This is a genomic window from Sphingobium sp., from assembly GCF_032153725.1.
In the GTDB taxonomy this organism is placed as follows: domain Bacteria; phylum Pseudomonadota; class Alphaproteobacteria; order Sphingomonadales; family Sphingomonadaceae; genus Sphingobium.
The window spans coordinates 1-23516 of record NZ_JALDYQ010000008.1 but is presented as its reverse complement, the minus strand read 5'-3'; the positions used below and the strand labels follow the sequence as shown (position 1 = coordinate 23516).

General features: G+C 60.5%; 27 protein-coding genes. 13 read left to right on the top strand and 14 right to left on the bottom strand.

The features are described 5' to 3' along the window. The 4 genes from RUH75_RS04550 to RUH75_RS04535 form a co-directional block, all read right to left on the bottom strand. Complete coding sequence (locus RUH75_RS04550) at positions 1-267, bottom strand: type IV conjugative transfer system protein TraL (protein ID WP_313802611.1); 267 nt, start codon at positions 265-267, stop codon at positions 1-3. 113 nt (positions 268-380) lie between these two features. Beyond that, positions 381-695, bottom strand: coding sequence for a hypothetical protein (locus RUH75_RS04545; RefSeq protein ID WP_313802609.1), 315 nt, complete (start codon positions 693-695; stop codon positions 381-383). A gap of 203 nt (positions 696-898) precedes the next feature. After that, positions 899-1687, bottom strand: coding sequence for a DsbC family protein (locus RUH75_RS04540; protein ID WP_313802607.1), 789 nt, complete (start codon positions 1685-1687; stop codon positions 899-901). Then, a complete protein-coding gene (locus RUH75_RS04535) occupies positions 1684-1959 on the bottom strand; it encodes a hypothetical protein (protein WP_313802605.1) in 276 nt (91 codons plus the stop codon). Before RUH75_RS04535 ends, RUH75_RS04540 begins: the two co-directional genes overlap by 4 nt. Positions 1960-2300: 341 nt before the next feature. Between RUH75_RS04535 and RUH75_RS04530 the strand changes: the two genes are divergently transcribed. From RUH75_RS04530 to RUH75_RS04505, 6 genes are all read left to right on the top strand, one after another. After that, entirely contained in the window at positions 2301-2723 is a 423-nt protein-coding gene (locus RUH75_RS04530; RefSeq protein WP_313802603.1) for a hypothetical protein, read from the top strand. Between the two features lie 161 nt (positions 2724-2884). Next, positions 2885-3301 (top strand): helix-turn-helix domain-containing protein, encoded by a 417-nt coding sequence (locus RUH75_RS04525; RefSeq protein WP_313802601.1) that lies wholly within the window; start codon positions 2885-2887, stop codon positions 3299-3301. A gap of 9 nt (positions 3302-3310) precedes the next feature. Then, entirely contained in the window at positions 3311-3931 is a 621-nt protein-coding gene (locus RUH75_RS04520; protein ID WP_313802599.1) for a GntR family transcriptional regulator, read from the top strand. 179 nt (positions 3932-4110) lie between these two features. Further along, on the top strand, positions 4111-4245 hold the full coding sequence (locus RUH75_RS04515) for a benenodin family lasso peptide (protein ID WP_313802597.1): 135 nt from the start codon (positions 4111-4113) through the stop codon (positions 4243-4245). A 65-nt stretch (positions 4246-4310) separates the two neighbouring features. After that, complete coding sequence (locus RUH75_RS04510) at positions 4311-4991, top strand: lasso peptide biosynthesis B2 protein (RefSeq protein WP_313802595.1); 681 nt, start codon at positions 4311-4313, stop codon at positions 4989-4991. Further along, a complete protein-coding gene (locus RUH75_RS04505; RefSeq protein WP_313802593.1) occupies positions 4991-6784 on the top strand; it encodes an asparagine synthase C-terminal domain-containing protein in 1794 nt (597 codons plus the stop codon). The genes RUH75_RS04510 and RUH75_RS04505 overlap by 1 nt, the downstream gene beginning before the upstream one ends. Here RUH75_RS04505 and RUH75_RS04500 read toward each other — a convergent pair. From RUH75_RS04500 to RUH75_RS04485, 4 genes are all read right to left on the bottom strand, one after another. Beyond that, a complete protein-coding gene (locus RUH75_RS04500; protein ID WP_313802591.1) occupies positions 6776-8866 on the bottom strand; it encodes an Atxe2 family lasso peptide isopeptidase in 2091 nt (696 codons plus the stop codon). The genes RUH75_RS04505 and RUH75_RS04500 overlap by 9 nt on opposite strands. A 2-nt stretch (positions 8867-8868) precedes the next feature. Next, entirely contained in the window at positions 8869-11451 is a 2583-nt protein-coding gene (locus RUH75_RS04495; RefSeq protein ID WP_313802589.1) for a TonB-dependent receptor, read from the bottom strand. A 75-nt stretch (positions 11452-11526) separates the two neighbouring features. Further along, positions 11527-12459: a FecR family protein gene (locus RUH75_RS04490; protein ID WP_313802587.1), complete on the bottom strand. Its 933-nt coding sequence runs from the start codon at positions 12457-12459 to the stop codon at positions 11527-11529. 65 nt (positions 12460-12524) lie between these two features. Then, on the bottom strand, positions 12525-13049 hold the full coding sequence (locus RUH75_RS04485; protein WP_313802585.1) for an RNA polymerase sigma factor: 525 nt from the start codon (positions 13047-13049) through the stop codon (positions 12525-12527). 499 nt (positions 13050-13548) lie between these two features. Between RUH75_RS04485 and RUH75_RS04480 the strand changes: the two genes are divergently transcribed. From RUH75_RS04480 to RUH75_RS04470, 3 genes are all read left to right on the top strand, one after another. Next, on the top strand, positions 13549-13977 hold the full coding sequence (locus RUH75_RS04480; RefSeq protein WP_313802583.1) for an antitoxin Xre-like helix-turn-helix domain-containing protein: 429 nt from the start codon (positions 13549-13551) through the stop codon (positions 13975-13977). Further along, complete coding sequence (locus RUH75_RS04475; protein WP_313802581.1) at positions 13974-14537, top strand: RES family NAD+ phosphorylase; 564 nt, start codon at positions 13974-13976, stop codon at positions 14535-14537. The genes RUH75_RS04480 and RUH75_RS04475 overlap by 4 nt, the downstream gene beginning before the upstream one ends. A 905-nt stretch (positions 14538-15442) precedes the next feature. Then, positions 15443-16402 (top strand): PAS domain S-box protein, encoded by a 960-nt coding sequence (locus RUH75_RS04470; RefSeq protein ID WP_313802579.1) that lies wholly within the window; start codon positions 15443-15445, stop codon positions 16400-16402. On the opposite strand, the gene RUH75_RS04465 is transcribed toward RUH75_RS04470, so the two are convergent. Beyond that, positions 16392-17462, bottom strand: a complete 1071-nt coding sequence (locus RUH75_RS04465) for a methyl-accepting chemotaxis protein (RefSeq protein ID WP_313802577.1) — start codon at positions 17460-17462, stop codon at positions 16392-16394. The genes RUH75_RS04470 and RUH75_RS04465 overlap by 11 nt on opposite strands. Before the next feature lie 407 nt (positions 17463-17869). On the opposite strand from RUH75_RS04465, the gene RUH75_RS04460 reads away from it, so the two are divergent. Both RUH75_RS04460 and RUH75_RS04455 read left to right on the top strand, forming a co-directional pair. Continuing rightward, on the top strand, positions 17870-18361 hold the full coding sequence (locus tag RUH75_RS04460; RefSeq protein WP_313802575.1) for a hypothetical protein: 492 nt from the start codon (positions 17870-17872) through the stop codon (positions 18359-18361). 197 nt (positions 18362-18558) lie between these two features. Further along, positions 18559-18780 (top strand): hypothetical protein, encoded by a 222-nt coding sequence (locus tag RUH75_RS04455; protein ID WP_313802573.1) that lies wholly within the window; start codon positions 18559-18561, stop codon positions 18778-18780. A gap of 455 nt (positions 18781-19235) precedes the next feature. On the opposite strand, the gene RUH75_RS04450 is transcribed toward RUH75_RS04455, so the two are convergent. From RUH75_RS04450 to RUH75_RS04430, 5 genes are all read right to left on the bottom strand, one after another. Further along, positions 19236-19439, bottom strand: coding sequence for a hypothetical protein (locus RUH75_RS04450; protein ID WP_313802572.1), 204 nt, complete (start codon positions 19437-19439; stop codon positions 19236-19238). A 166-nt stretch (positions 19440-19605) separates the two neighbouring features. Beyond that, entirely contained in the window at positions 19606-19881 is a 276-nt protein-coding gene (locus RUH75_RS04445) for an HU family DNA-binding protein (protein ID WP_313802570.1), read from the bottom strand. A 97-nt stretch (positions 19882-19978) separates the two neighbouring features. After that, positions 19979-20422 carry a MarR family transcriptional regulator gene (locus tag RUH75_RS04440; protein WP_313802568.1) on the bottom strand — a complete coding sequence of 148 codons (444 nt, stop codon included), beginning with the start codon at positions 20420-20422 and terminating at the stop codon, positions 19979-19981. Positions 20423-20448: 26 nt separating this feature from the next. Further along, complete coding sequence (locus tag RUH75_RS04435) at positions 20449-21360, bottom strand: phytanoyl-CoA dioxygenase family protein (RefSeq protein ID WP_313802566.1); 912 nt, start codon at positions 21358-21360, stop codon at positions 20449-20451. After that, a complete protein-coding gene (locus RUH75_RS04430) occupies positions 21357-21983 on the bottom strand; it encodes an acyl-homoserine-lactone synthase (RefSeq protein ID WP_313802564.1) in 627 nt (208 codons plus the stop codon). The genes RUH75_RS04435 and RUH75_RS04430 overlap by 4 nt, the downstream gene beginning before the upstream one ends. A 239-nt stretch (positions 21984-22222) precedes the next feature. Here RUH75_RS04430 and RUH75_RS04425 point away from each other — a divergent pair, with 239 nt between their 5' ends. Continuing rightward, the gene (locus RUH75_RS04425; RefSeq protein ID WP_313802563.1) at positions 22223-22675 is read left to right on the top strand and encodes a sigma factor-like helix-turn-helix DNA-binding protein; all 453 of its coding nucleotides are present in this window, start codon (positions 22223-22225) and stop codon (positions 22673-22675) included. 109 nt (positions 22676-22784) lie between these two features. Then, complete coding sequence (locus tag RUH75_RS23645; RefSeq protein WP_409592321.1) at positions 22785-22886, top strand: hypothetical protein; 102 nt, start codon at positions 22785-22787, stop codon at positions 22884-22886. Positions 22887-23516 lie beyond the last annotated feature (630 nt).

The following is a 23516-nucleotide window of genomic DNA, read 5'->3' as shown; positions in this document are numbered from 1 at the left end:
TCACTCGAAGAAGCGGGTCTGCGTCGGACCCGGATAATGACGGAAGCGCAGCAAGCCCCAGCGCCAGGCGAGGTGCGGGATGAACCCGCGCGGCTTGGTGCGCTTCCAGGGGATGAAAAGGAGAAGAGCGCCGATCAGCGTCCAGCCGATCACGCCGCCGACGATGACGGCGACGAAGATGGTCGACATGACCAATATGAACTCATCCGAGCCGAACCATAGGATCTGGACGGGCCGGTGGAGATATTGGGGCAGACGCTCTTCCAACGCTCTTCTCCTCCTGCTTCAAGACACACCGGCCAAGCCGGTTGTCCTCGTTCGGGCCCGTCATGGACCCGACCTGCGCGCGGCGGCGCCTTCGACGGCGCGACCGCCGATCTTCAGATCACCATTCCGAAGGTTTGGAGGATCGTGTCCGACTTGATCAGGCACACGGCGGCGACGATGGTCGGAATGCCGATCATCACGTTTGAGAACAGCCGCGAGACGCCGAACAGGAAGGCGGCAACGCCAGCAACAAAGCCGAGCGGACCCTTGACGCCCTTGTTCACGACGATGTCGTAGATGTCGTAGCCGAGGTCGCCGGTAGCAGGCGCCGTGAAGGCGTGTGCGCCACCGCTCATCGCCGCGAACAGCGCCAAAGGGACGCCGACATTCGCGATCGATACTGCCTGTTTTCCAATCTTTCTGATCATTTCACTCACTCCGCTGGATGGGGAGCCGTCCGAAACCATGCTTGGCCGCTCAACGAGGGATCGGTGGCGGCCGACGGCGGCGTTGGACGGCCCCCGAGGAGCTCGCTGCCGTCGGCATTCCGGTCCATCGATGCTCCGTCCCACGTGAGCCTTCGCATTCAATGGCCGCCAGAAATGGCTTGCTTGCCTGTCCGGTCGCCCGCTTAAGGCGACGGCTTGACCGGGACTTTCGGCTGTTCGAGAAATTTCTCGAGTTCCCCTTGCTGGAAGCCTGAGATGAGCCGTCCATCGACGATCAGTGTAGGGGTGCCGCTGACGCCGATCTGGCGGACGATGTCGGCATCGGCCTCGACCTTTTCCCGACCGGGCACACATTTGTGGAGCTGCTTGGGCGTGGCGCCGGCGTAGATCGCCTTGAACTCCGCCGCCTTGTCCGCGGAGCACAGAATATGCTCGGCTTTCGCGGCTGCTTCTGGATGGATGCCGCTCACGAAATAGATCAGCCGCCGGACGGGCTTGCCCTCCGCTTCCTTGGCCGCCCAGAATTTCTCAAGCGTCCGGCAATAGGGGCAGTCGGGGTCAGTGAACTCGATCACCGTCGGCGCACCTGCCGGACCAATGGCCAGCGCTTTCGCCGGATCGACCGCGCCAAGCTTGCGCCGCGTGCTCGCATCCTGGGCGAGGGCAGTCAGATTGACGCCGTTCTTATCGTAGATCGCGGCAAACAGGATGTGACCGCTCTGCGGCGCATAATAGATGATCTTGCCGCCGGCGACCGCCTGGTAGATCGGACCCTTGACCGGCGCGGGGCCGAAGTCGTCGAACTTGAGGTTCGTGAAAGTCTGGTGGAGCTGCTGCTCGGCTTCCGCCGCGGCTTTTGTGAGCTCCTTGTCTGGCGCCGATGATGACTGCGCGGAAGCAGGCGCTGCCGAAAGGCCGATAAGCGCCAGTGCACCGCTCGCCCACAGGACCGCTCGCCTGGCGCCAGTCATTCGGCTGCGTTCCGTGCCGGCAGCTTGCGCTGCACAAGGATCGTCTTGTCGATCCTTACCGAACTGCCGACAGACACCACCACCGACGGGGGTCGGATGTCCTGCGACGGCGACAAGGTGTAGATCGTGAACCCGCCTTCGGCCGCGCGGATCTCCGCACGGTTCATCATCACCGGCGTGACCTGAGACGGACGCGTGTCCCGCGCCTCGACGGTCGAGCCCGATGCCACCGCGCAAACAAGAGCGGCCAGGCGAAGCGAAAGTTGATACATTGGACACAGCACCTCCTGTTCGGAAAATCGGCAATCCCGATCTTCCGTCTTCATGTTTTCGGGTTCGGGCTGGGAGCTTGGGCTTCTCGGACTGTGCTCGCCGTCCCCCTGTCGGGATGGCGAATTCATGATCGAATGCGCAAAGGGTCCGCAAGGGCCAAGGCACCCCAGGCGCCGGTTAAGGCACTGACGCCGCCGGAAGCGGCTCTACTGGAACCGCAATCGGCACTGCAGTGCCGGCTCAGCATGTGTCTTGAGCTTCAAGCGCTGGCCATTTCGACGCAAGCTTCGTCTTGCGAAGGAGAAGGATGACGAGTCGGAAACTCGGAGGAAGGACAGCCATGGCGCAGTCGCGGACTTACAAATTACGGCTTTCGAAAGCGGGCATAGACCTCTTTCTTCGATGTCATTGCCGTCTCGCGCATTTGCTGCAGGACTTTATTCCTTACGGCGTTACCCTGATGGTGGCTGTCGCGATATTGGAGTGCCAAGAGGTCTGTGAGGTCGCTGCGGAGCTTGACGCGCGGCGGTGGCATCACTGTGTCGGCGATAATATCCGGTTCGTAGGCGCTTCGACCGCGCTTATCGATGCGGCGAGACGCGTCTCCGACAAGCTATTGATGCAACAAGAAATTTCGACTTCGCCGCAGACCGGCCATCTCTATATCGTTGCGCTCTTCTCGCTGGCAGCGGCAGAAGATCGCCAGCTTGTCGAGGCCTTTGGGCGCGTAGCCGCGCCGCGGCGGAGAAGCCGACAAGGCTAATCCCCAGTTCACTCTGCTGGGTAAGATTTCCGAGGAAGTTCAGTAGCTTCATCTCCCAAATTGGGAAAGAAACTGTTTGACGCAGGGAGTGAATAACACCCATCGTCGATACTCGGACTGCGCATGGGATCTTTCGGGCAAGTTTCAGGGAGTACCTGGACATGCCGCTTCGAAGTACAACCCAAGCGAGAGAACCCGAACGTCTCGGCCAGATCAAGCTGTTATCCGGCAAGATCATCGAGGAGCGGCGTAAACATGTACGGATGACGCAAAGCCAACTCGCGGCAAAAGTCGGCATCGGTGTACGCTGGCTTCGCGAGATCGAATCAGGAAATCCGAAATCGACTATCGAAAACCACTTCCGATGCGCGTTTGCGCTCGGGATGGCAGCCTCACATTTGATCTTTCCACTTATCTTCATGGAGAATGATATGAAGTTTCCACTCCAACTGCTCCTCGATGACCCGGATGCTCTCGAAAAGCGATGCATCCAGTGCGTTCGTGACTATTATATGGAAGCCATCGCGCGGCAATTTCGGCCCAACGGCGAGTCCGGTGATCCGCTCACCGCTGCATGACGACTCACCATGTCGCCCGAACCCATCACCGCGGAACGCACCTACCAACAGCTCAAGCAAGAGATCGTCGCTGGCGGTCGCAAGCCGGGCATTCAATTGAATCTGCAACGCCTCGCGGATCGCGTCGGCACGAGCGTCACGCCCGTGCGTGATGCCGTTCACCGGATGGTCGGAGAACGACTTCTCGAGGTTCATCCGGGCGGTGGCTTCCACCTTCCTATTCCGACACCCGCGTGGCTTCACGACCTATATAGCTGGAACGATCAAGTCGTTCGTCAGGCGCTTCGGCGCCCACTACCAGAAGAGGCGATTGTCACCCTGGCTGAACTCAAACCGGACAGCGATGAGCCTGGGAAGCTTGCTTGCTGGGCGTCGACCTTCTTTTCCTTGATCGCTGTCCACTCCGGCAACGCCGAATTCGTTCACACCATCGCGAATGTATCGGATCGGCTGTTCTTCGCCCGACTAAGGGAGCCAACCTTTATCAAAGCGATGACCAGCGAAATCGATTCGATTCTTTCTGTAGCCAAAAGCGGCTCCGCCAGCGCCATTCGACACGCTGTTTGGGAATATCATCGGCGCCGCCTGCGCCGAGTAGACCGAATTGCTGCGGCTCTGACGTCAGGTTAAATACTTCAAGAAGTCGGCCCATTTCTAGGTCTGGAATAGTTCACCACCGGTTAGCCCCGCTGCAAACCGTCGCCATTTCAAATATGCTGCCGGTATGGGAGAATATAAGCTCAGATATATTCTCGCCGGTCGATAGCCTTCAGCCGCCGCAATCCTGTGGCGAATGAAGGAGATGCGAGATGGAACGCGACAACGAAACGCGCGAAGAGCTGATCGATCTTGGGTCGGTGGTCGAGGAGACGAAGGGGGCCGTCCGCGGCGGACCCGACTTCATCGGTCTGCCGCTGAATCAGACGGGGATCGTTGACGACTGAGTGCCGTGCGGCGCGCATCGCGCTGCGGTGCGCGCCGGTTACACCTCCCGATCAGGGCCTCGAACATGCTTAGTCACGCCGTCGGCAGCTATCAGATTCGCGAGGGCCTCGCATATTGTGTGTCTAACGATCGGGCGATCTTCCTCGATATCATCGCGAACCGCTATTTCAGCTTACCGCCGATGCTCGACGAGATTTTCCGAAGACTCATCTCCGAGGAACCATCCGAGCCGGTCCAACCGGCTGAACTCGCGCGCTTGGTGCGCGCGAACGTCGTCCTTACCCACGGACACCAAAATTTCGGCCTTTCGCCTCTGCCGATTGTCCATCCGCTGCGCGAACTTCGACGTAGCGGCGCGGCAACGAGCAAGCTAATGCTTGCCCATTGCCTCTTTGCGCAGGCGTGCGCGTCAATCAAATTGCGCAGGCGATCGCTCGCATGGCTGCCCGGCTGGGCAGAGGAGCGACGGCAACAGTCGGTCGATAAAGGGCGAGCCTATTCCGTCTGGCAGGACGTGGCGGACGCGTTCGCTTGGACTGCGGCATTGTGGCCGCGATCGGACAATTGTCTAAGCAGTTCGATTGCCTTCCTCGATGTGGGTTTGTCCCGTGGTCTTGATGCGCAGCTCGTCTTCGGGGTCTATTCGTCTCCTTTCTCAGCGCACTGTTGGGTCCAGGTGGGCGACACTGTCCTCAACGATCGTATCGAGAATGTGAGAACATTCACGCCGATTCTGGCGGTCTGATGATCACGCGCTATATGCTCCTGATCGGCGAGACCGACGAGGCCATCGACGCAATGGCGGAGCGGACTGCGCAGACGACAGGGCTTCAGCTAGGCTATCGTGGCGGCAGGACACGGGCTCTTGTTGGGCCCAGGAGCTCCGTGCTGGCGCTGCCAAATAACCGCGGGGTCGTCATAGGAACCGTGTTTCCCCGCTTCGGGCCGAACCGGTCCGTCTCGCAAAACGATTCCGCTGAACTGGATCGCCTTGCAGCCTGCGACACACACTCGCTGCTCGAGCGATACTGGGGATCCTACGTCTACTGCGGCGGACCCGATCCGGCGCTGATCATCATGCGCGATCCTAGCGCATCGCTACCCTGCTATTATGTGGCCATCCCTGGCGGCTATGTCCTGACCTCGGATGTAAAGTTACTCGTCCGATCAGGGCTGTTGAAACCCTCGATCGCCTGGGAACAGATACCGCGATATCTGAGCGCCAAAGATCTACCCTGCGGGCTGACCGGCCTGCTTGGCGTAAGGGAGATCCTCGCTGGTGAAGCGCTCATTGACCGCGCCGGCCGTTTAGAACCGGCCGAGGCCTGGTCTCCATGGGATCATATTGGCGACGACGGAGCCTCGACCGTCGACGAACTTTGCGAGAAGCTTCGCAGAACGGTGGCGAATTGCGTGGACGCCTGGGCATCTGAGGGTGATGCGAACCTGCTCATGCTCTCGGGCGGTCTCGACTCCTCCGTGGTCGCGTCCTGCCTCGCGGGTGCCAATCCTCGCCTGACCTGTATGACGATGATCAGCGGCGATGGATACGGCGATGAGCGCGGATATGCGCGGACGATGGCGGCTGCGATAGATGCGGACTTGATAGAGCACCGCTATTCCATGAGCGACATCGACCTTTCGCAGTCCGTCGCTGAACACGTTCCAAAACCGATTGGCTCCGCTCACGAGCGCGCGCTCTTTGTCGCAATTGCCAGGAAGTGCAACGAGATGGGCACCGCTGCCGTGTTCACTGGAAATGGCGGTGACAATGTTTTCTACAACAGTAGCTCGGTGCGCCCGTTCTTCGATCGGGCGCAACATGGTGACGGATGGCTTGGTGCGATCCGCACAGTCCGGGATATCAGCTGCGTTACAGGCGTGACGCCAACTGCCGCGGCGCGTGCCATTGTGCGCTTTTGGCCGCAGGTCCACCGGCGTTACGACTGGCCGCGGGAAGTTGATTTTCTTACCTACGAGATTGCGGAGATCGCGCGCAGTTTGCAGCTCGACCATGCCTGGCTACGCAGCCCCCGCGGCGCACCGAGCGGCAAACAAGGGCACATTGCCTTGCTGCTCCGAATGCAAAATCATATTGAAGGATATCTACGATCCGCCGGACTGGCGATGATCAATCCACTCGCCTCTCAGCCCGTTCTCGAACTCGCATTGCATATTCCGACGTGGCGACAAATCCAAGGCGGCGTCAATCGCGCTATAGTTCGCCGCGCTTTCGCCGACAAGCTACCGGAATCGATAAGAGAGCGGTATTACAAGGGGAGTCCCGGCGGATTTGCCATGGCAATTCTCGAGAAGAAGGCCAGCGAAGTGACCGAAAGGCTCATGGAGGGACCTTTGGCAACACGCGGTTTCATCGACAGGGAAGCCGTCAGAAATGCTCTGGCAAAGGGGCCTGGGATGGGGTTTGGCTATATGCGGCTGCTCGCATTCCTCGATCTGCAGGCCTGGATCGAGCAATGGGGAGGCGTTGCTTCGCAAGGGTATGTGGTCCCGGGTGAGTCAACCGCCTCAGGGTGACGGCGCCGCGCACGGCTTTGGCCGGGTAGAAGAGACCAAAGTTCCACACAGGGCCTGCCAGCGTTCGCCGGCCGCGACGTGATCGGGCGCGAGCGTTGGAGAACGGCCGCGAAGCCAGAAATCGAACCAGTCGAGGTTCCGCATATAGATCGCAAGCCGATGAGCGGGCTGCCGCTTCACATGATGTTCCTCGGGGAAGACATAGAGATCCACCGGCCGATCTGCGTCGCGCAAGGCGGTGACGCTTTCCAGCGTTGCAAGATATTCATCATCCGAAACCTGAAGCAGCAAGGGTGTCGCAATATGTTTCGCGGCCCGAGCGATCGAGATTGGCCGCCAGAACTCTGGGCGATCTTCCGTTGGCGATGGCCATCCGATCTCCCGATAATAGGCTTGGATCGCCGGCCCAAGCGTCCATGCTTGCGATGGTTCCCAGCAGCAACTGCTGACCGACGCGGCGCTGAAGAGCTTGCTGTTCACGAGCGCGAACTGGACTGTTGTCGCACCGTCGCTGAGGCCGGTAATGCCTATCCGGGCGGGATCTGCCTTGCCGTCCGCGACCAGCTGGGTCACCTTTGTCTCTATCGCCGAGAGGATGCTGCGGCGCTCGCGAAATCCCTCCATTTCTGCCTTCAGCCTCGCGTTGGACGGCAAATCCTCCTGTCCCGCGAGCGGCGACTGCGGCCGCTGCACACTGAGCACGAGATAGCCACGGTTCGCGAAAAGCTGGATCGGATACTCGTCGCCGGTTCCGCCGCGGAGAAAGCCCCGGCTGGTATATTGGACTATGATCAGCGGATAGCGTTGTCCCTTGCGGTATCCCACAGGATAGACCAGATCGCCGAAGCACGGGACGCCTTCGGCATTGCGCCACCGGACACGCTCGGTTCGCCCGAGCGAAAGTTTTCCAAAGCCGTCATTGGGATCGAACAGGACTGTGACGCGACCATTTCTCGTATCGATCCGTACGAGATGGCGCGGCCGCCTAGACGTCTCGCGGGCGCAGATGATGCTGCTGCCAGCCGAGGTGCAGTCAAGAAGCAAATCTTCCGTCGAGTAAATCTTGCGCGGCGTGCTCGCTCCGACCTGCCAGTCGAAAATTGCGGTTTTGCTGCCGCCCCAGCCCTCTCGCCGAAGAAAGCCGACGCGGTCTGGTCCCATATCCCACGGAAGTCCGACCACACGCCTGCAAAGCGAGCTTGAGCAACCGCTCTCTTCGCCGTGACGTTTGGCGACAATATAGCGAGCCCCGTGCGCATCGTCCTTTGTCCCCGCGATCCAGCTTCCACCTTGCACGGCCGATCCGCTTTCTTGGAAAAGGGCAGCCTCTTCCACAGTTGCCGGCCGCTCATCGCCGCCGTCGATCGTCCAGGTGCGATAGATCGAGGGGAGTGGACCTCGAAGAAAGGGCTTGTTGGTTGCGACCGGAGAAAAGCGATCATCATAATGATAGCCGGCGAGCCCTTCGCTCGCGAGCCCTGCTAACGCCGCGGTATCGTCGGCGATCTTGACCACCACGGCCTGTCCGTCCGCCGTCAGCCGGAAATCTTCGACATCCCGCTCGCTGCGTGTGATCGGGCGGCCGGTTGATTTGTCGACGGCGACCTTCCAGACCTGGGCTACGCCGTTGATCGACTTGAGATAGGCCAGCGACCGTCCGTCAGGCGTCCAACGCGGCGTTATCACCAATGGGAAGCCGGTTGGAAAGTTCGCCTTTCCCAGGACGTTCGGGAACTTCCAGAAAATCGTGCCCTCGCCGCTATCCACGAGACGCGGGGCGGAATCGCGCCCTATCACGTACATTCCCGTGCAATAGGAGTTGGTGGCGGTCATCGCGCGGCGGACACCCACCGCGATAAGATCCCTCTTAGGCGAGAGGGTGAACATCTGGTCGTCGTACAAATCGGCAAGCGACCCTATGTCGATCAAGCCGATGAGATCGTCAGCTTGTAAAGGCCGCGCGCGCGCATGCTGATCAATAGCCAGCGCCGCGGCGCAGTCGGTGTGTGCCGCTGCTGAGGAGGGAATCGCCCACGCCAGCAAGGTCCCTGCCAGGGCTGCGGTAGTCAGCTCTCTCACCATCGTCAGAAGCGCTTGATCAGCGTGAGACTGAGGACACGACCAACGCTGGAGTAGTTAGTCGCATCGTAAGGCGGGCTATTGCCGCCGGACGTGCGAATGAGCGATGGCTTTTCATCGAGGATATTGGACGCCGACGCGAGCAGCTCGATCCCATTGAAGACGCCGGACGCCTTTGGCCTTACCCTGATCGTGGCATCGAAGGACAGGAAATCCCCGACCTCCACCGTCGGCGCGTCTCTATTGTCCTTCGTTCCCCCGATATAGTTGGCCACTGCCGTGACCTCGAGAGTATCATGCGTCCATCCAGCAGTGGCCTGCGCGCGCCAGTGGGGAGGATTGAAGATCAGGCCGGCGCTCTGCCGGACGGGCTGATCGGCGCTCAACTTCTGGTTGCTCTCGAGATAGCTCGCATTCGCGTTGAAGTTGAATTGGTCGCTTCCGATCGCGAATTCATAGGTTGCGACGATGTCGAACCCCTTGATGTGCTGTTGTGCGGCATTCTGGTACTGGTTGCCGATGATCGCTCCCACGAGAGCCGGGTCGTAAGGATCGCTCGTCTGATTATCGACACCAAGCGGAAGGCTCGACGTGGCTTGCAGCACCTGGGAGGCAGTTGGGTTGAAAGCGATGAGGTTACGATAGGTCGAGCCGCTGAAAGCTTGCGTATAGTTTAGAATCGGCACTACGACGCGGTCTCGGTAGCGGACGTCGAAGCGGCTGATGCCCAGCGATAGGCCGGGCACCGTTCTCGGCTTGAATTCGGCTGATATCGTCCAGGCTGAGGCCTTTTCCGGCCGCAGCCGTTCGCCGCCGCCGGTCAATAGCAGGATGTTTCGACCATCGGGCGGAAGTGGGAAGAAATCGGTCGCGGGCACCAGGGTCCCACTCTGTGCCTGATTTATTTGGGCCAGCGTTGGGGCCTTGAACGATCGCCCCCAACTCGCCTTCAGCGAAATATCATCGACCGGAGCATAAATGATCCCCAGTTTCGGGGTCGCTAGCCCGCCGATTTCGCTATAGTGCTCATATCTCACGGCCGCCGAAAGGATAAGGCGCCGAACCAGGGACATGGCATTGGCCGATCCGACCACCGGAACCGATAGCTCTCCATAGCCGAAAGTCACGGTTCGACGGTCGTGATAATCTACCAGCGCACTTGTTGCAGCGGACGTCTCCTGCTGGATCGATGCATCCAACTCGATGACCCGAATGCCACCGCCGAGCGCAAGTCGAGCGTCACCGCCAGGCAAGGAGATCAGAGGCCCCTCGACATTGGCCTCACCCGACCAGAGGCCGTTGTCGTATCGGACCTTGTTTCGCGCGAAGAGTGCACCTCCAAAATAAATGGCGGCTTGCACCTTGCTGTCGCTGCGTGCGCGCGTTCCACGGACGGTAAGCTGCCAACCCGATGGCAGATCCACCTTGATCATGGGGCTGATTGAGTAGCTCAAAACCTTGGGCGTCGTGATCACTCCCGATTGATCCGCGTCGAGAGCCGTCGTGAAGGGAAGTGCGGCCCGCGACCGATGATCGTTGAGATGCGTATCAAGGGATAGCTCAACGCCATCCCCAAGGGTCTGATGCGCGGACAGCACCCCACTGAGCGAGCGTTGCCACGGAAAGAGCGTCATGTTGGGCTGCAGGCTCTTCGTATAGGATCGCTGCCCAGCCGTGATGTCGCTGCTCTTGTTGTACTCCGCCGAAAGGACAAAACCTCCCGAACCCCATTTGTCGCCGGCAATGGCGCTATATTGCTGCTGCATCGCGCCGCCGTCGGTAGCCGCGCCAAGCCGTGCACTCGCAAGAAGCCCTTGATAATCCTTTCGAAGGATGATGTTCGCGACGCCGCCGACCGCGTCCGACCCGTAGAGTGCCGAGGCGCCGTCCGTCACGATTTCAATGCGATCAACTGCGATCAAGGGAATGGCGGAAATGTCGATCCCTTGATTGGCGGCATCATAGGCAAGCCTGTGGCCATTGAGCAAAGTCAGTGTGGCGTCTGCCCCCAAGCCGCGCAGATTGAGTGTGGAGGAGGCGTTAACGTTCTCGGAACCGGCCTGGACGCTGGAAATGACACCCGGGTTCTGACCCCCGGCGTAATTCTGCGCGACACTCCGGGCATAGGAACCCAGATCTGTAAAACCTGCGCGCTCGATCGCCTCGCGGGAATCCCGCCGCACGGGCGAGACCGGCTCAAGGCCTCGGATCTGGGAGCCGGTCACAACGATGTCGGCGTTAACGTCTTCAGCGGTCGCCGCCCCGACCGGCGGCTCCGATCGCCCCCTGATGAAGATCGTGCCTTCGTTGATTTCAGCAGTCAGGCCCGTGCCCCTGAGAAGCACGTTCAGAGCCTCAGGGGCGGAATAATGGCCACTAAGGGCCGGAGCTTTCCTGCCCGCCAGCGCCTCGCTCGGCGCGATTAGTTCCAGCCCTGACTGTCGCGCAAGCTCGCGCAGCGCATATTTGAGATCCTGTGCGGCGATGTTGTAGTCGCGCTCGCCGGGCTCCTGGGCGAAGCTAATATTGCTGGTGACGAGTGCAAGGGCGGCTACACCGCCTAGAATAACGCTCTGATAGTGTTTCATTCCGCGCCCCCGATTGAGGCCGTCCCTTTGTTCGGGACGGCTGCATTGGGTGAGACGGAAAGCGCTCGAAAGCGGTTAGTGGCTTTTCAAGAGCCGAATTCGCCCAGCTATGCTGCGGTCGATCGTCAAGCCGAGGCTCGCCGCGATCTTCCGGGCCGCCGCATCGGCATCATCGACGTTGAGTTCGGCAAAAATTCTTTGCTGGCCGGCGGCCGGGTCTACCAGTTCGATCTTGGTCGCAGACCGCCTGTTGACCTCGTCGACAATGACAGAGGCGGGTACGTCATCGAACGTCTTCAAGTTCCTCGTTGATGTTTGCCTTTCGCTGATAGCGGGCCGCGGCGCTGGATCTGGCTCGGGTGAAAACGAGGTTTGCTGGCCGGTGAAAAGAAACACTTCTCGCCCCTTTGGCTCATGAATTTTCGGCGGCATTGCGACTTTTATGCGTCCTTCAAGCAGCTTCACCTTGACCTCGTTCTCGACGCTCACCTCGAAAAGAGTACCAACCGCAGTGACACTTCCTCCTTTCGCATAGACGACAAAAGGACGCCTGGGATCGTGCTTCACATCGAAACGTGCCTTGCCGCTCAGGAGATCGATGGCCCGTTCTGCGGAATCGAAGCGAATGTTGAGCGTGGTTGCTCCGTGCATGAACACGGTTGAGCCATCGACGAGCCTTAATTCCTTTTCACCTTCGGCTATCGCTACGGTTTGCACCTGCTCGGGAGCTCCGGGAGAGACTATTGTGTCAGGAGAATAGAAATGCCAACCGACAGCCAGGAGGAGTCCGCCGACGATCGCGGTGGCTGCGGCGAAATAGGTCGGCAGTTGCCAGGTCCATCGGCTGGATTCAATGCTCGCGCTCGCGCGTAGCGACGGCATGAGTGTGGCGGCATCGCTTGCATAGCCGACCTCGGTCACGATCCGCTTGTAAGCGGCCTGATGATCAGGGCTGATAGCCATCCAGCGCTGTAGTTTTGCGGCATGACGTTGGGGATCGTCGAGCATGCGCATAGCCCATTTATACGCTTGCCGGTCGATACGACGTGCCCTTGAGAAATATGATAGATCGCTCACCGGAGCCTCCGATGGCGATCAATATGCTCGATCGCTTTCAACATGTGCCACTTGACGCCAAAAAGGGTCATGCCCAATTTCTTTGCTACTTCTTTATATGTGTAGCCATCGACGCGGCTCATCAAGAAGATCTCCAACGTACGCGGCTTCAATTGCTGAAGGACAACATTGAAATGCTCGAGTTCCTCGCGACCGACAAGTTCGCGATGTTGATCATAGGGCGTGGGGGGCTCCATACTCTCGTCCAAGGGAACTGACAAATCCGCCAAACGGGTCGATGCGCTTTCCGCCCGGTCGCGCAGTAGGTTGCCGGCGATGCGTCTGAGATAGGCTTGCGGCGTCAAAATTTGCGTCATGGGGGAGGCGCGCAGAAAGCGGGCAAGCGCCTCCTGCGCAAGATCTTCTGCTTCATCCGGCGATCTCAGCCGTCTCCGGAAGAAGCGCACCAGAGCAGGCGTTTCCTCCTTATAGAATTCTCGAAAATCCGGAGGCTCAGCGTCATCATGGGTCGTTTCCGCCAAGGCGCCGTTTGGAGGAGCGTGTCCGTTCAACCGCGGCGGCATTACGCACCCGCTCTCGGCCGATGCCGCGGGATACCGCCAAGTTCCACCGATGTGTGTCCCGTGCTTTGGTCCATGTCGTCGCGCCTATGTCCACTCGGGGCGACGGCCAAAGCCGGATGTTCGAAACCTGCCTAACGTCAGGCGCATGCGCCTTTACCGTTGCCGGCTGGACATGCGCGCATGCCACCCGGCCGCAGAAAGCTGTGACCGAGCAACGTTAGGAGGGGTTTCGACGCCCCATTCCCGCCATTTTCACGGGAACGCCGCTAGATTGCCTGATCGCGGGGCTGACGCAAGCCGAATGTGGACCACACCGTCAAGCTTTTGGTGTAATCCACACCCGATCATGGGGAAGGGGGCGAGCGAGCCGGACCTTCGTTCCACAGACGCGGCACCGGCCTTGTGCTGCGACCATCTGAGGCATATATCTGCCTCATCTGAGTTCGGGAGATCGCTTATGGCGACGCAAGCAGCCTCTATAGAATCGCTCCTCGGCGTGCCTCCGAGCGCTGCGGGAACGCGGCTTGGCCTGGCGCATAAGATCTTGGACGGGCTGCCGGTGAGCGCAGTGGGCACGCTTGCGGACATCGTCGCGCCAGACGATAGCAGCTTCAAATATCGCCTGATTCCGCGAGCAACTCTCGAGCGCCGGAAAAAAAGCAAGCGTCTGACGAGCGAGGAGGGCAATCGCCTCGCCCGCCTCGCCAAGGTGGTCAGTTTCGCGCTCGAAATCTACGGCGAGCACGGCAAGGCCAGAGACTTCCTGTCTCGCCCACACGCGTTGCTCGACGGGGAGGCTCCGCTCGACGTCGCGCTGGCAACGGACCTTGGCGCCGATGCTGTCATCAACCTGCTCGGAAGGGCGGCCTACGGAGCCGCTGTGTGACCGCACGGAAGACGGATCGCGTCCTCACCAGCTATCGGATCGGTGATCCTGACGGTGCATTTCCAATCTATGACAGCGAGGGAGCCAGGCTCTACCCTGGCCGTTGGAATAGACCTTCAAGTCCCCTCATTTATACGTCCGAGCATTATTCGACGGCGATGCTGGAAAAGCTCGTGCATTTCAGTGCCGTGCTTCCTTCGAACCAGCATTATATCCGCATCACCATTCCGAACGGCGTAAGCTACGCGATGTTCGATCCCGCCGCTCATCCGGGCTGGGATGGTAAGAATGAGGATATTTGCAAGGCATTCGGAGATGATTGGTATCGCGAGGGCCGGAGCGCCCTGCTGATCGTTCCCTCCATTCCAGCGCGGATCGAGCGGAACATCCTGATCAATCCCCGGCACCCAGATGCAACAGGGATTTCCCACGACCTGCCGGTGCCGGTCTGGTGGGACGAACGGCTCCTTGGCGCATCGGCCACTGCCGGGGCACCGACCAGGCGTAAATCCAGACCTGCGACATCCAAGACGAGATCGAAGGCTGCTCCTGGAACGTGACAGGGAAATTTCCACTGAGCCGAGTTGCCATCTGACGAGGGCGAAGCCGCTTTGGCGAAGGCTGGATGGGAACGAGGTCGGGCAGAGATTAAGCGAGTTTGTCCGAGGAGTGATCATGCGCCGATCTGGATCACGCTTTCGAACCAAGCCAGCCGCAGGTGCAACTCGCAGCCCGTATCAACTGCGACCGCAACGTATCATCGACTGCCAAAGGCCGCTGGTCGCTCACATGCTTCAATCCAGCGCGTAGGGCCTAGCTCGAAAATCGAAACCTTCTATGGGAACCGGCGGCCTTCCTCAGTGAAGGCTGCTCACTCCCGACGATGGCCAGCACGGATGCGGACGCTGTCGTCGGGAGACCAGCCCACCCCGTCGAAACTCCGCTACGCTTGCCCCGCGCAAGCCTTTGGGCCTCAACTCTCGGCCGCTGCGATGAATGACCCACGCCCGTTGCGGAAAACTCCGACGACATTCCCACCGCCCCAATAGCCGCCAAGGACGGGCGAATGCTCATCGTTCACGCCCTGGTCCATGCCTGGCTACTCACCCGAGACCCCCATCCTCGTGATAGCGGTTGTCACAGGCCGCTTCATCTGATCCCAGGTCGCAGCGATGGATTGCCTGTTGCTTCACCGCACACTGAGCAATCGATCCCCGTAGACGGTTGCTCTGCGGCAAAGGGGTCAGCGCGCGCCTTGTGCTTCTCCGGCAATTCCAATATCTGATTTGTTACGCTGTGCTCCCGGTCAGGACTGCGTTGGCCGCATAAGACGAAGTGATCCAGACCGTCGGAATTTGAAAGTATGCCGGGGAGCCCGAGTAAATCTGATCTACAGGCCAGCCTTGCCGAAATCGCAGCCCGCGAGGCGAACAGTCGGCGGGAAGCGTTCGAGGCAAACGCCTGGTTGGCCGCGATCGTCGAGAATAGTGACGACGCGATTCTGTCGAAGACCCTCGATGGCGTCATCATGAGCTGGAATGCCGGCGCGGTGCGCTTGTTCGGATATACGCCCGAGGAAGTGATCGGGCAGTCGATGACGATCCTCATTCCCGACGATCGCCTGCACGAGGAAGAGGCGATCATGGAGCAGCTTCGCGCAGGACAGCGGATCAGTCAGCTCGAGACAGTGCGATGCCGGAAGGATCGCACCGCGATAGATATCGCGCTGACCATCTCGCCAGTGAAGGATGCGACGGGCCGGGTACTTGGGGCCTCGACCATCGCGCGCGACATCACCCCTCACAAGCGCGCCGCGGAACGCCAGGCGCTGCTCCTTCGGGAGATGAATCACAGGGTCAAGAACCTGTTCGCGCTGACGTCCGCGTTGGTGTCCATCAGCGCACAATCGGCGGAAGACGTTGGCGAACTGGCAACCGACCTGACTGCGCGCCTGGCGGCGCTGTCGCAGGCTCACGCGCTAATGCTGCCGCATCATAGCAGCGAGACAGCCGAACAATCGGATGTCACGCTGGCGGCATTGTTGAAAATGATGTTGGCAGCCCACGAAGGGCGCGGGCCATCGCGCATCACGATTGAGGGCGGCGACACGCCGATCGGCAGGCAGGCGCTGCCGACAATCGCGCTTGTTCTTTATGAGCTTGCGACGAACGCTGCCAAATATGGCGGCCTTGCCTCGACCCACGGCAGGTTGGCCATTTCGATCGCAATTCAAGGTGAGCTGATGACTTTGACCTGGCGCGAGACGGGCGCACCGGAACGGCCCGACCCAACCGGGTTTGAAGGCTTCGGCAGTCGGCTCGAAAAAGCGAGCGTTCGGAGCCTCCGCGGTACGATCGAGCGGAGCTGGCTCGAACGCGGGCTGGAAATCGTGCTGCAATTCCCGATCGGCGATCTTAGTCGTTGAACGCCGCTGGACCGGCCTGATCGTCGGGCGCGCCACCCGTGGCGCGCAGGAGTGCGCTCGCGCGATCGGTTGCAGCCTTTGTGGTCATCGACAGCGTCTTGACCTCTGACGCGACGACGGCGAAGCCTTTGCCGGCCTCGCCGGCGCGTGCTGCCTCGATTGTCGCATTGAGCGCGAGAAGGTTCGTTTGCTTGGCGATGTCGTCGATCGCCGCAACGATCGGCACCAGGTCGCGCGTCGTGGCTTCCAATGTGAGCCGGCGCTGTTCCGACTGCTCCTGCAGCCGCTGCAACCGCTCGGCCTCCGATCGCTCCCGGTGCCGCGTTTCGGTGACGTCGTTGGCGATTTTGAGAACCTTCGCAGCGCGGCCGTCGGCGTCGAGGATAGGGTTGTAGGTTGCCTGCAACCAACGCTCGGACCCGTCCTTGGCGAGGCGTCGATATTCTCCGCTCTGAAACTCGCCGCGATTGAGACTCTGCCAAAACGCAGCATATTCCGGCGTCTCCCGCGCGGCCGCAGGCTCGAAAATGCTGTGATGCAGCCCTTGGATTTCGTTCAACGTGTAGCCGGTCAGCTCGAGGAAGTTGGCATTGGCGTTGAGGATCGTTCCCGAAAGATCGAACTCGACACAAATCTGCGAGCGATCGATGGCGACCAGCTTGCTCCGATATTCCGCGCTGCGGGTCCGATCGCGGGCAGCGCGGGCGATGCCGATGCCGGCAAAGAGTAATTGCGCCTCCCAGGCCGCGACCTTTCCGAAGGCGACGAGAAGCGCTCGGCCATCATCCCGATCGCCGAGCTGATCCCACAGGTGATCGCGCAACGCAGTATAGATTCGGTCCCTGACGCTGAACACGGTGCTCGCCTCTATATTGTGCTCGACCAGGCCGCGGCCGCGCTCAATGATGGAGCCAGCCCAGGCCGCATCCAGCACGGCCGGGGCAGATTTGAAGATCATCCCCGCCATGATATAACCTTGCACAGTCGGCGCGACACCTTCGGATGAAAGTGAAGTTCCTTCTTCCTCCATTGTCGCGCCTGCACCATCGCCGATCAGCAAAACTATTTCCCGAAGGTCAGACGCTAGATCGCCATCGGGATCATATGTTTTCCGCTGTAACACATAGCCCGCAGGCGCGCTCTCGCTAGAGGCCATCCTCAATCCCCCCATCAGGCATCCGCCCGACAGTGCGAGCTGTTTGTGCATTCCCTCTCATAGCAGGACGCTTTTCGCGCGCACTTCAATTTAGAAGGGCGGATAGGTTTGCGGGCTTGCACCGTGCAAGCTCGCGCATCGTCATTCAGGATATGCGTGAGGGAAGAGGGACGCTATAAGCGAAGAGCGGCGGCCGCTCCGCATGATGGCCGACGCCGAGCAGGAAATTCGCCGAGACAGGGGTCTCCGCTGACGGTGCGGCATGGGCGCGCTCTTGCCGGCCCAATTGCGACGCCGGAAGTGAATGTTTGATGGCCGTGTCCGATATGATGATCACCGCCTGGATCACGGCCATAGAGCGCTTCCGCCAAGCTCGCAGCGCTTGGATGAAGTGGAATGGCAGCAACCCAAGTCCGCCGGAGGATCCGCTTCCTGAAGATATGAGCATAGAGGAAGAAGCGGCTATCTTCGCGGATTGGGAAAAGGGATCCGATGCAGCCAGAGGCCCCTATGATGAAGCATGCGAAACGCTCTACGCACTTCCGGCGCCGAACCTTGAAGCCGTCATCGTGAAACTGCAATTGGTCCGTGAAGTCTTGGAGGGTCGGGACGTGGAGCTCGAGCTGGCGCCGATCCTGCAGCTGGTCGAACAGGATCTCCGCCGTCTCGCCGACGAACAAGGCTCTGTTGATGGCGGAGATCAACTGAAATCAGCCCCCAGGGAAAAAGCATCCAATCTGGGTTGGGTCGGTGGATTTCTTCGCAACTGCTCTTTATCATCGTCGGCCTCTACGCAGACGTAGAGGGGCGTGGAAACCTCCTAACCAGAGCCGGCAGAGCTGCGGCGAATGGCCAACGGTCGCTTAGGACCGCTCGGCTAAAGGGTACCGCGCCTAGCTCAACCCCGGGTCTTCCACATCCGTAACACCGCGGTGAGGGCCATTTGATGGTGGTTAAGGCAAGGGCGCTACTGACGGCGCAGACTTTGATGGAGCAAGCCTTGGACCTGCTCGACGATGTGGGTGAGGCCGCGCCGGCGGTTCATCTGCAGATGGCGCTCGATGTACTGACCGGCGCGCCGATCCCGCGCACGCTCGAGGAAGCCGAAGCGATGCTGGATACGAAGGAAGCGCGCGCGCTGTTCGCGCGTCTCATGGGCCCGCAGCCCGCGATCAAACCGGCGCGCCGTCGCCTGTGGCGATCGACCGCACCGCGTCGATAGTGAAGCTGTACGCTGGCAGGGCCGTGGGTCGCGCCCGAATGCAGCTCTACGAAGCTCTGGGACGGCGCGACACCGAGGAGGTCCATCAGCACTTAACGGTCTGCAGCATCCTCATGCGAAGTGGCTATCGGACCCGGTATTGGCCGTGGACACCCTTTCGCCGAGGCTGGCCAACCGATACCATCGGGAAAATTGGGCGAGTTGCACCGGGCAAGCTCTCTGCGAATTAGGCGAACAGGCCATGTTCGTCATCCTGCGCGATGGGCTCCGGAACGGGGAGTTGCCCGCTCGCACGACAAAGGGCGTGATCGCACGGTGGCGGGGATAGTAGGAGCGCCGCAGCATTCCAAGCCGCGAAATGGGTTGCGATCATAAGCTCCATGCTTTGCTCAATGAGCAGCGGAGCTGTGAACAACGACCTCGCTTCAGGGGGTAGATACTCTGACATCGCAACGTCAGCGCGCGGCGCGAATACTGACGGTTGGCCGCTTCGCACGGCCGGCGATGCCGTTTTGCTGTCGCAGCTTTCGGGCCTTGGCGGCAAAGCGCCGCGCCAGCTGGCGATGGGCTAGTGTGGCTTCCATGCAACTCGCTCGCTCCGCTGCACGATCTTCTTCCCGGGCGCGCCGCTCGCAATAATGTAGGCTTTGGTCGGACATGTCGGCCTCCTCGGCGCCGTCCCTTTCTGACGGATGACAATACATTCCTCTGGGCGGTCCTGCAAAGCCGCAGCGGTGGACCGGTCGAGAGACGGGGCGCACCCACTTGCTCGCCGCACGCCAACCTGTATCGGTGCTCCCCGTCGGCGAGGAGCGCTGATAAAGCTCAAGTGTTGAGCTTGTCTTTGACGCCTTTTGCGGGCGCGAAGACCAGCTTCCTGGATGCCTTGATGCTGATCGCCTCCCCGGTAGCGGGATTGCGACCCTCGCGTGCTGGATTGTCCTTGACCTTGAATTTGCCAAAGCCATTGAGCGAGACCTCGTCACCCTTGGCTGCAGCATCGCCGATTGCAGCGAAGACGGTATCGACAATCTTTCGGGCATCCGACTTGCTGACGCCATGTGCGCTCGCAATCGCGTCGGCGAGATCCGTATTATTCATGCGTCTCTTTCCTTTTACTCCGAACAGTCCTGACCTGCGCTCTTTGACCGTTCTGGTGTGGGCCATGGCAGGCACTATCTACATTGATGCGCATCGATCAAGGTGTGTTGCGGCTGCTTGCCGGCGGTGCCCTGCTTTCGGCTGGCCCGGAAGGCTCGCAGTGAACGATACCGTCTGCGATAGCCGTGTCTCCAAGTTCGTCAAACAGCCGATCCAGCTTTTCTAAATAAGGCGCGGTGAGGCGGACCATGACCCGGCCGCCGTCCACCCCGCGGTGGAAGATTCCTTCCTCGACCATTTCACCGATCTTACGATGGGCTGTCGATGTCGGGATATTGGCTGCCAGGCACAGCGACCAGATACTGACCGCTCGCCCTTGATGGAAGGCAAGGTAGAGGTCCAGCATCATATCCCAGGCAGGTACTGGGCAGAGATCGAAGCCGAGATGAATCCCGACGCGTTTGCGTTCCTGCACAAGGAGTCGACAAATCCGCACCCGGCGGGATGTGTTGGGGTCCATCCCGATTTCTGAATCGATCACAGACTCTACTCGCCACTCAGATACCGTCAGGAGATCGCGCGGCTGGCCACCGGTGCCAGGGCGCCTGAGCGATACAGGGCGATCAGTTCCTCCTGCTCCGGCAACAAGGCATCGATTGCGCCGAGCGGCGCTTTCGCGCCGGAGAGAAGATGTGACGGACATCTGCCCTCATGCGTACCCAGGTTGGGCCGATGCGCCCGGTATCCAGCGAGTTCCGCCAATTCTGGCGGGAACGCGCGCGCAATCTCCGGCGGATAGGCCAACCACGGCAATTCATATGGTTTGAGCCAGCCGAGACTGTAACTCACGATCATTCCGCGGCGCGGAGCATCGGTTCTGTTCGCCCCGCCCGCGTGTAGCGTCGATCCTAGAAACAGCAGCGCAGACCCCGGTTTCATCTCGACCGCCACGGCATCGCGGTCATCGATAACGATCTCCTCTTGCTTGCAATGGCTTCCCGGCCAGACGATCGTCGCCCCGTTCTCGGCAGAATAAGGCGTGAACGGCCACATGACGTTGACGAGATACTCCACCCCCGGCGTCCGTATCGGCCACATATCCTGGTCACGATGCGGCGGCTGCGGTTCACCGCCAGGCAGGATCTCTATCGCCTGCGTGAGGTTCAGCTGAATGGCTTCGCAATGGTTTCCCAGGATCGATTTTACGGCGCCCAGGATGTCCTGCTGCAAAACGAACGGCGCCATGTGCGGGCTACGACCCAGGAGGCCATGAAAGCGCTTCGTGGCATCGCCGTAGAATGGTCCGACCGATCGCCTCGTGCGCTCGAACGTCGGCTCCAGATCCCGTCGTAACGCGCCGACGTCCGTTTGCGTGACGGCATCCTTGAGGACACAATATCCGTGAGCACGAAGTGCCGTGACGATATCCGGGCGCTCGGCGTGGCGAATTCGCGATTGACCTGAAGCCATCATATTCATGCCGCGACCCTTTCGGCTGCAGACGCTATGACGAGAGGGGCTGGCACGTAGGTGCCTGCTTCTCGCAACCTGTGGGGCGTATCTGATCCGATATTGATCCTGAGCGCGCCGGTGAGAACCCGGCCGACTTTTTGCGGGAGACCAAGCGGCCAACAATCCCAGCCAAGCGAAAGGATCTGACTCAGCCAGCCGGAATCCGCGATGCAGGTGAAGGCATGGATCTCGTGGAGTAACGCATATTCCACCGCCGCGGTCGTGAGCGCGTTTCGCACGGCAAGACGCTCGGGCGCCCGCAGTCGCGGTGACAGGCAACCGCGGCTGATCTCGAAGATGTGCTGCGATCGCGGAACCTCCCCATCGCACAGCCAGGGGAAAACAGAGCCCAGAATATGCGCGCCCTCGGTCGGCAGCAGCCTGATCGAACCATGATGATGGCCATCGGGGTCCACCGCTATCAAATAAACGGCGCGATCGTCATCGAACTGATCGATCTCGAAGCAGTCCTTGACGACGGGCACGTCCCATTTCAAAAGATCGACGAAGATCCGTTTACGGTCTCGATGCATCGCGTCGAACGTCGCGTTGACACCAACTGCAAGCGCACCTTGGAAAACTTGGATCATGCTTTGGCACTCCTTCTTCAAAGAAGAGAGAGCGTTGCCCACCGCAAAACATTGTTCATCCCGCTACCTAGAGGGTTTCAGCGGCGTTCGGCCGAGTCGGCCGTGGCTACGAGCCGGGCGGCACGCTTGGCCGCTACTCATTATTGGCAAAAAGGGGAGGGGGAGAGAGGAGGCGACCGGACTTTGTTCGATCTCACACTCCACGCCGCCACAGTGCGGCCTCCGCACAGGACCAGATCATGCGTCGCGAAAATCTCATCCGCTGCCTTCGAGCGTTCGCCTTCCTTGGCCGATCGCATCACGCTTCTCGCCCAGAAAGAACAAACGGCGAGGAAATCAGCGAGCGAGCTGGCCCGCCCGCCATTTCCTTTGCCCGCATCCGCTTCGCGGACCGCGCGGACGTCGCGATTGATCCGCTCGAGACGAAGTTCCGCGTCTCGCCCTCCGGGGTCGCTGTTCGCGCGTGGCTGATCCTGGATTCGACGGAGCTTCCCACCGCGCTTTTCGGCAGCATCGTCTCTGCCGACCAGAAGCTTGCGGATTTACCGCCTCAGGCACGTCGAGTATTTTTTCTGGCTGCCGCCTATGGCCTGTCCATCACCGACATCGCGCGGCGGCTTGGTTTGAGCCGGCGCAGGACGCGCCGCTGGCTGCTCCTGGCAATCGCATCTCTCGGTGATCGATCGCTCTGAAGTCCTTTTCCAAGCAGCCGACTAGCGCGAGCTCTCGCGGCAATCTGGCGATACGCCCCACGGACACGTCGATCAGCTCGAACGCGAGGATTTGAACACGATCCCCGCGATGATCGAAATCCCGGAGGCACGCGGCTGGCACTCAATAGAGATACGGGGTTCGGCCGAGTTCAAGCGCGAGGCGCGGATCGAGGCGAGCGCGCGGGCCTGAAAGGGCGAGGTTTCACACCGTCCGATTCCGATCGCCAGGAGGCCGACCGCCGACGTGCCGAGCGCGCCCAGGCTATAGGCAAGCGAAAGAGCCGCGACGGCAGGTTCCACGGGGCGGGCAATACCATAGGGCAAGGTAAGCCGATGGTTGAAATCCAGCACGAAGTCGCTAGGGGCAAAGCCCTTTCTCGATCAGCAACTTCCTCCGCCGGCGGAGGGCGGCACCGTATACGAGATCCGCAAGCGATCTCCTCGCTTCCGCCATGCGGATCGTCAGTTGAGCCAAGACCACGTGGGATCGCCGGTCGGGACATTGGTGCCGGCGCCTGCTGGCACCCGCGCTCAGCTTCGCGGGTTCGGTGTCGCCGGCTTCGACTTGGCGCTGCTGGGAGGGGTGCGAGATGCGACTGCATATCCCACGCGCCTTTTCGCGCGCGCTGCTCGACGGCCATTGCGGACGCTTCACCCGCGCCGCACGCTCGGCCGGAGGCAGATTCGAAAAACGATCGCCTGCCTACGTGCGCCTTCAAGGCGCACGCGCTTGACGGGGCGCTGCGGAATCGTGTTCTAATTGAAGCCCCATATGTGGACGACCCCCTCCTCACAAGGCAGTGCAGCGTAGTTAGATCAG